This is a genomic window from Streptomyces silaceus, from assembly GCF_001419745.1.
In the GTDB taxonomy this organism is placed as follows: Bacteria; Actinomycetota; Actinomycetes; order Streptomycetales; family Streptomycetaceae; genus Streptomyces; species Streptomyces silaceus.
The window spans coordinates 1-7072 of the sequence record NZ_LIRJ01000011.1; the positions used below are offsets into that span (position 1 = coordinate 1).

A 7072-nucleotide genomic window follows, 5' to 3' on the forward strand; every position below is an offset into this window, starting at 1 on the left:
GACCTCGGCCCGCGCGCGGGCGAGCACGTCCGGGTGGCGCGACAGGTAGTGCAGGGCGAAGGACAGGGCGCCCGACGTCGTCTCGTGCCCGGCGACCAGGAACGTGATGACCTGGCGGCGGATGTTCTCCGGAGTGAGCCGCTCCCCGGTCTCGGGGTGCGCCACCTCCAGCATCCGGTCCAGCAGGTCCCCCTGGCCGCCCCGGCCGGACGCGGCGCGGCGGGCCGCGACGACCGCGTCCACCGTGCTGTTCAGGTACGCCATGTCCGCGTCGTTGCGCCGGGACGCGCCGCGCAGCATCAGCGGGGTGAGCAGCGGCGGCACCACGTTGCGCCGCTGGGCGAAGGAGAGCGTGCCGACCATCGCCGTCACGAACGGGTGCGGCGCGGACCGCTCGAAGGAGCCGAAGTCGTGCCCGAATCCGGTGCGGGCGATCGTCTCCAGGGTCAGCTTCGTCATGTCGCCCGGCACGTCCACCGGGCGCCCCGCGGCCTCACGGTCGTCCCAGCGCGTCGTCAACTGCCGTGCCACGTCCAGCATCAGGGGGTGGTAGCCCTCCATCGCGTCGCGGCTGAACCCCGGCGCGAGGATGTCGTGCGCGAGCTGCCAGTTGGGCTCGTGGTTGTACGCCGTGAAGAGACCGTCGCCCGCGACGGGGCGAAGGTTGGCCACTCCGAGGCCCACGTGCTTGGCGAACCGCGACTCGTCGGCGAGGTCGGCGGCGAGTTCGGCGCCCCACACGAAGACGAACTCCTTGCCGAACGCCTTGCGTCGGAAGATCGGCCCGAGGTCGTGCGCCATGCGCATCGAATCCTGCAGCGGTGTCCGGGCGTTGGCGCCCAGGATGTCGCCGAGCAGCGGGAGGCGGCGCGGCGGATGGGGGATGCGCTCCAGGTGGGGCCAGCCCAGCTCGGCGCTGCGGAACCCCTTGGGCTGCGGGGCGGGCGCGTCCCGCTCGCCGGAACCCTGTGCCGCCGCGGACCGCGTCGTCTGCGCCATGTGCCCATCTCCCTTGTCCGACGGGCCCGTTGGGCCTGTTGTACGTGGATTCAATAGGAGCTCCCAGTCTGGTGCCGCTATTGAATTCGCGTCAAGTAAGGTGCCTGCATGGCCGCGAACCCGCAGGAGCGCACGCGCCGCAGACTGAGCACCGAGGAGCGGCGCGAGCAGCTGCTTTCCGTCGGAGCGCGGCTGTTCGCGCAGAAGCCCTACGACGATGTGTGGATCGAGCGCGTCGCGGAGATCGCCGGAGTCTCGCGCGGTCTCCTGTACCACTACTTCCCGACCAAAAGGGATTTCTTCGCCGCTGTCGTGCACCGCGAGAGCGAGCGCATGCTGCGCCTTACGGCGGCCGAGCCGGGCCTTGCGGTGCGCGAGCAGATCACCGCCGGCCTCGACGCGTTCCTCGGCTACGTGGAGAGCCACGCGCAGGGCTTCCGCGCCTTCCACCGGGCGGAGGCGGCGGGCGACCCGCTGGTCCGCGAGGTCTACCGCAACGGCCTCGCGGCGCAGGAGCGGCAGATCCTCGCCGCGCTCGCCGCCGACCCCGGCGCGGCGGACATCACCCAGGACGTGCCGACGCTGCGGCTCGCCGTGCGGGGCTGGCTGGCGTTCATGGTGGCCGTCTGCCTGGAGTGGCTGGAGGAACCGGATCTGACGCGGACGCAGGTGCGGGACCTGTGCGCCAAGGCGCTGCTGGGCGCGATCACGCCCTGACGCGTCCTGACGTCACAGGCCGAGGGTCTCCCGCAGCCGGGCGGGGCTCGTGAAGAGATGGCCGTGTACGCCCGCGGCCTCGGCGGCCCGGATGTTGTCCTCGCGGTCGTCGACGAAGAGGACGCGGTCCGGCGCGGTGTCCAGCGCGTCCAGGCACCAGCGGTAGGCGCCGGGCTCCGGCTTGGCGTGCCCGATGCGGCAGGAGAAGGCGCACACCTCGAAGTGCTTGAGCCAGGCATGCCGCTCTTCGTGGCGGGCGGCCAGTTCCTCGGGAATGTTGGAGAGCAGCGCGACACGCCGTCCCGCGCCCGCCAGCTCCTCGACGAGCGCGACCATCGTCTCGTCGACGGCGCTCCAACTGGCGAGGTCGGCCTCGACGAGCCGCGCGATCCGGTCCTCGTCGAAGCGCGTGCCGAGCGCGTCGGCCACGCGCCGCCAGTACGCGGTTCCGGTCACGTCCCCGCGGTCGTACGGCCGACGCAGCCCCCAGTAGGCCTCCCAGAAGGCCGACTCGGGCACCTCGGCGGTCGCGGCCAGCCGGTCCTTGCCGTCCTGGGACTGGTGGCACGCGATGACGCCGAACATGTCGAAGAGCACGACGTCGTGGGCGGCGCCGAGGCCGTGGGGGCTGTCGTTCATGGGGTCACACCTTTCGTACGGTCACGCCCGCCGCGGCCAGCGCGTCGGTCTCCTCCTCCGGCGCCGCGCCGTCCGTGACGACGGCGTGCAGGGCGGTGGCGGGGGCGACGAAGGCCAGGGCGGTGCGGGAGAGCTTGGCTGCGCCCGCGACGGCGATCACGCGGCGCGCCGAGGCGATCGCGGCGCGCTTGACCTCGGCGTCGGCCAGGTCGTACGCGGTCAGGCCGTCCGTCGCGGTCAGTCCGCAGCAGCCGACGACCGCCGTGTCGAAGCGCAGGGCGGCGAGCGACGCCGTGGTCAGCGGGCCGGTCAGGGCCAGCTCGCCGGGGCGGGGCCGGCCGCCGGGCACCAGGAGCGTCACGTCCGGCGCGCCGGACAGCGCGTTCACCGCGTGCAGGGAGAGCGGCATCACGGTCACGCGGCGGTGGGCCAGGACGCGGGCGACCTCCAGGCAGGTCGTGCCGCTGTCGACGACCACGGACTCCCCGTCGGAGATCAGCCCGGCGACCTCGGCGGCGATGCGCCGCTTGGCCTCCGGGCCCTCCTGCGCGCGCAGGGCGAACGGCGGCTCCTCGCCGCGCAGCAGCAGGCTCCGCGCGCCCCCGCGGTACCGCTCGAGGACGCCCTGGGTGGCCAGGGTCTCCAGGTCGCGGCGGATGGTCATCTCGGAGGCGCCGGTGAGCCCGGCGAGCTCGGCGACGCCGATCCGTCCGGCCTCGCGCACGGCGTCGGTGATCTGCCTGAGTCGGTCTGTACTGGACACGCCCCACATCAAACATCATGAATGTTCGAAACGCAAACTACCGAACATCGATTCCGTTCGTTATGTTCGAAGTCATGGAGAGAACCCTGCGGGCCGGCCGACTGGCCACCTTCGCCTACTTCGTCCTGAACGGCTTCCTCATGGGCATGTGGATCGTCCACATCCCGGCCGTCGAGGACCGCGCCGGAATCAGCCACGCCGTGCTCGGCTGGCTGCTGTTGCTGCTCGGTGGCGGTGCCTTCGTCGGCATGCAGATCGTCGGTCCCCTCACCGACCGCCTCGGCGCCCGCACCGTCGTACCGGTCAGCGCCGCCCTGTGCAGCGGGGCCGTCGTCCTCCCGGGCCTCGCCGCCAACGTCTGGGCGCTGGGCGCGGCACTGCTGGTCCTCGGCTTCGGCAACGGCTGCCTCGACGTCAGCATGAACGCGCACGCCGTCCAGGTCGAACGCGGCTACGACCGGCCCGTCATGTCGGCCTTCCACGCGGCGTTCTCCATCGGCGGCGTCCTCGCCGCCCTGCTCGGCGCCCGCACGCTCAGCTGGGGCTGGAGCCCCGCGGCCACGCTCGGCGCGGTGGCGCTGCTCGGGCTCGCGGTCGCCGCGCTGTCGGCGCGCGCACTCCTGCGGTCCGAGAGGCCGAAGGTCTCGGGGGCCGCGGATCCGGCGACTCCGTCGCCCCGTACGACTCCCCGTCGGATCTGGATACTCGCCGCCCTCGCGTTCATGCTCATGCTCTGCGAAGGCGTCGCCAACGACTGGAGTGTGCTCCAGCTGCGCGACGTCCTGGACGCGCCCGCCGCCACCGCCGCCCTCGCCTACGGCGCCTTCGCCACGGCCATGACCGTCGGACGGCTGCTCGCCGACCGGGTGTCCGCGCGGTTCGGCCCGGTCGCCGTCCTGCGCCACGGCGCGAGCGTGGCCGCGGTGGGCCTCACGGTCGCGGCCCTGTCGCCCTGGATCCCGCTGGCCCTGATCGGCTGGACCGTGTTCGGCGCGGGCCTCTCCGGCTGCGTCCCGCAGCTCTTCAGCGCCGCCGGGCACGCGGACCAGGACGCGGCGGGCGCGAACGTCTCCCGCGTCGCGGGGCTCGGCTACCTCGGGATGCTCGCCGGACCCGCCGTCATCGGACCGCTGACCCACTTCATGCCGCTCAACCTCACCTTCTTCCTGCCCGTGGCCTTCTGCGTGATCGCGGCGGGCACGGCCGGCGTCCTGCGCGCCTCCCAGCCCGACTCGCGCACCGTCGAGCCCGCGACACGGCCGTGACAGCGCCGGGGCGGCACGACACGCCCGTCCGGCAGGAGCTCCCCGGTGTCGTCGAAGAGGATTGTGCCGTTGCACAACAGGCTCCAGCCCTGCTCGGGGTGGGCGGACAGGACGGCCGCGGCATCGCGGTCGGAGCTGTCGGCGGTCGGGCACGGCGGCTGATGGGAACACATGACGCACCTGCTTTCGATGAGGGTTCCGACAAGGCCTTCGCTCGGGCCCCGCGCGCGGATTCTTCGTACGCGTGCTCTGTACGAGTAGTGACCGTGCGGGGCACGCGAAGTCATCGCCCACGGCAACGATGACTTCTCGGCGCCGCCGGAGTCGGTTCAGTACGGACACACATCGAGTCCCGTGGAGGACGGCATGACTCTGGACCTCTTCGCCGGCATCCCCGTCACCGACTACGCCGCGGCGCTGCCCTGGTACGAGAAGTTCTTCGGCGGGCAGCCTTCGTTCCTGCCGAACGACATCGAGGCGGTCTGGGAGGTGGCGGAACATCGCTACGTCTACATCGTGCAGGACCCGAAACGGGCGGGAAGCGCCCTGGTGCTGTCGTTCGTCGACGACCTCGACGACCGGGTCGCCGACATCGCGCGGCGGGGCATCGAGCCGGCCGGGCACGAGACGTACGGCGGCGCGACCAAGGTGATCTACCGGGACGCGGACGGCAACGAGATCAGCCTCGGCGGCGGCTCAGGCTGACGCCCGCCTCCGCCGGCCGCAGGCTCACCGCGTGCAGGGCCAGCTGCATCTCGAACTGCGCCACAGGGTCGTGGAGCCGGTCCCCGAACGCCTCGTCCAGCTGACGCAGCCGGTAGCGGACCGTCTGCGGGTGGACGGCCAGGCGGTGCGCGACCTCGCTCGCGTTGTGGCCGCAGCGCAGCCAGCACAGCAGGGTCTCGGCGAGCCGTTCGCGCTGCGGGGAGCGCACGGCGTCCAGCGGCAGCAGGTGCCGCCGCACGAGCGCGTCGATCAGCGACTCGTCCTGGAACAGCAGCAGCGTCGCCAGATGGTCCGCGCAGCGCAGCAGGCCGCGTTCCGGCAGGATGCCGCGCCGGGACAGCTCCAGCGCGTCCTGGGCCCACCGCAGCGACCGCGCGCCCTCGTGCAGGGCGACGGTCGGGCCGACGACGGCGCGGAGCCCTTGCAGGGCTCCCGCGATGGCCCGCGCCCGCCCGGGCCCCTCCGGATCGGGGACGACCACGCGTCCCGGCCGCTCGTCGAAGCGGGCCAGGAACTCGGGCGGCACGATGGGCCGGACGTCCTCCGGCGCCGGCGCGTGGTCCGTGACGACGACCGCGACCTCGCTGGGCACCGGCCACTGGGCGGCCTGCGCGAGCCCGGCGATCGCCTCCGCCGACACCGGCGGGTCCGCGGTCAGCAGATCGATCAGGCGGGCGCGCCGCTGCTGCAACTCGCCCGCCGCGTGCAGCCGTGCCTCCGTGTAGCCGGCGGTCGTCGCCGCGGCCATCTCGTCGAGGTGCAGGAACAGCGCCTCCCCGAACGCCGCGAGCACCTGGCGGGGCAACAGCTCGGCGTCGACGAGGGCGTTGACGCGGCGCCAGGTCACCCGCGCCCCGAGCCGCAGCGCCGACTGGAACGAGTCGAGGCTGCGCCCCTCGTCGGCCTCGCCCCTGCCGATGTGCTGATACGTGGCCTTCACCGACTCCCAGTCGGTGTCCGGGTGCGCCATCCGCGCCACGAACCCCTTCAGGGCCTGCTCGACGCCCCGGTTCACGACGTGCATGTACGTGTCGTCCATCGGGCGGGCGTACTCGGGGATCTGGGTGCGGATGGCCTGGACGACCTCCTCGGTGATGTCGGCGAGGTAGGGCCGCACATGGTCGTGCAGGCCGGCCGGGAACGCACGGAACGCGGACTGCGGTTCCGCGGACGACGCCGGAGGGGCTGCCGCTGTCGCGCCTCGGGGGCGCGGCGCACCGTTCACCATGAAGTGCTCCCTCTGCGCGCGGGGACAAAGGTTCTGGGGTGCGGTGGTGCGGTGGTCTGGACGGGGCGGTGGGCTGACGGCCCGGGTGGTGCGGACGGCTGACGGTCTTGGCGGTGCGGTGAAGATATCGCCGTCCTCGCGCGGAGGCTCATCAGCGGCCGACAAGCCCGGGGCGGCCTGTTGTCACCGGGCTGACAAAGGCGCGGCCCGGCAAGGCGCGGCCCGGCAAAGGGCCGGTCCGACCAGGGCCCACCGGCACGGCCGTTTCGACCGGGCCCGGCCGACGGACCACACCCCCAGCGCCACCGACAACGCCACCCCGGCCGCGTAGACCGGCAGCCACAGTGTCGTGGTCGCCGACAGGCGGTCGGCCACGGCCTCATGACTCCGGGCCTCCCGCGCGGCCGTCAGCGCGACACCGTCGCGCGCGGCCAGGTCCGCCGGCCCCGCCTCGGCCCGGGTGCCCGCGGACGTGCCCAGCGCGGGGCACGCGGCACGGGTGTCTGGCCTCGGGAACAGCCACGCCCACCGCTGGAGCATCGGGACGGCGGCAGCCGGTAGAAGGCGAGGATCACCCCGAGCGGCGTCACGCCGATGTACGGGGCGAACCACTGCCAGGAGCCCTGCGCGAACGCGGCCGCCAGCACGGCGGCCAGGCCGATGCCGATGACGCCCGCCTGACCGGAGACGTCGGGACCCGCTCCGGTGGCTGCCGGGCCGGGGGGGCTTCTGGGG

General features: G+C 73.3%; 7 protein-coding genes and 2 pseudogenes. 3 read left to right on the plus strand and 6 right to left on the minus strand.

Annotation, left to right across the window (positions count from 1 at the left end):
* On the minus strand, positions 1 to 999 hold a 999-nt coding region (locus AOK22_RS01165), incomplete at its 3' end, for a cytochrome P450 (protein WP_055696626.1).
* A 108-nt stretch (positions 1000 to 1107) separates the two neighbouring features.
* Here AOK22_RS01165 and AOK22_RS01170 point away from each other — a divergent pair.
* Positions 1108 to 1716 (plus strand): TetR/AcrR family transcriptional regulator, encoded by a 609-nt coding sequence (locus AOK22_RS01170; RefSeq protein WP_055696627.1) that lies wholly within the window; start codon positions 1108 to 1110, stop codon positions 1714 to 1716.
* A 12-nt stretch (positions 1717 to 1728) separates the two neighbouring features.
* Here AOK22_RS01170 and AOK22_RS01175 read toward each other — a convergent pair whose 3' ends face one another.
* Together AOK22_RS01175 and AOK22_RS01180 are read right to left on the minus strand one after the other, a co-directional pair.
* Complete coding sequence (locus AOK22_RS01175; RefSeq protein WP_055696628.1) at positions 1729 to 2355, minus strand: HAD family hydrolase; 627 nt, start codon at positions 2353 to 2355, stop codon at positions 1729 to 1731.
* A 4-nt stretch (positions 2356 to 2359) separates the two neighbouring features.
* On the minus strand, positions 2360 to 3118 hold the full coding sequence (locus AOK22_RS01180) for a DeoR/GlpR family DNA-binding transcription regulator (protein ID WP_055696630.1): 759 nt from the start codon (positions 3116 to 3118) through the stop codon (positions 2360 to 2362).
* A gap of 74 nt (positions 3119 to 3192) precedes the next feature.
* Here AOK22_RS01180 and AOK22_RS01185 point away from each other — a divergent pair, with 74 nt between their 5' ends.
* Positions 3193 to 4383 (plus strand): MFS transporter, encoded by a 1191-nt coding sequence (locus AOK22_RS01185; RefSeq protein WP_055696631.1) that lies wholly within the window; start codon positions 3193 to 3195, stop codon positions 4381 to 4383.
* Here AOK22_RS01185 and AOK22_RS42365 read toward each other — a convergent pair.
* Positions 4377 to 4556 (minus strand): annotated as a pseudogene (locus AOK22_RS42365) (DUF5999 family protein); the annotation flags it as partial. The gene AOK22_RS01185 and the pseudogene AOK22_RS42365 sit on opposite strands and share 7 nt — an antisense overlap.
* A gap of 193 nt (positions 4557 to 4749) precedes the next feature.
* Here AOK22_RS42365 and AOK22_RS01190 point away from each other — a divergent pair.
* Positions 4750 to 5088: a VOC family protein gene (locus AOK22_RS01190; RefSeq protein WP_055696632.1), complete on the plus strand. Its 339-nt coding sequence runs from the start codon at positions 4750 to 4752 to the stop codon at positions 5086 to 5088.
* Here the strand turns inward: AOK22_RS01190 and AOK22_RS01195 are convergent.
* Entirely contained in the window at positions 5063 to 6337 is a 1275-nt protein-coding gene (locus AOK22_RS01195; protein ID WP_079036253.1) for a PucR-like N-terminal domain-containing protein, read from the minus strand. The two genes, AOK22_RS01190 and AOK22_RS01195, sit on opposite strands and share 26 nt — an antisense overlap.
* 407 nt (positions 6338 to 6744) lie before the next feature.
* A pseudogene (locus tag AOK22_RS42090) lies at positions 6745 to 7072 on the minus strand (hypothetical protein); the annotation flags it as partial.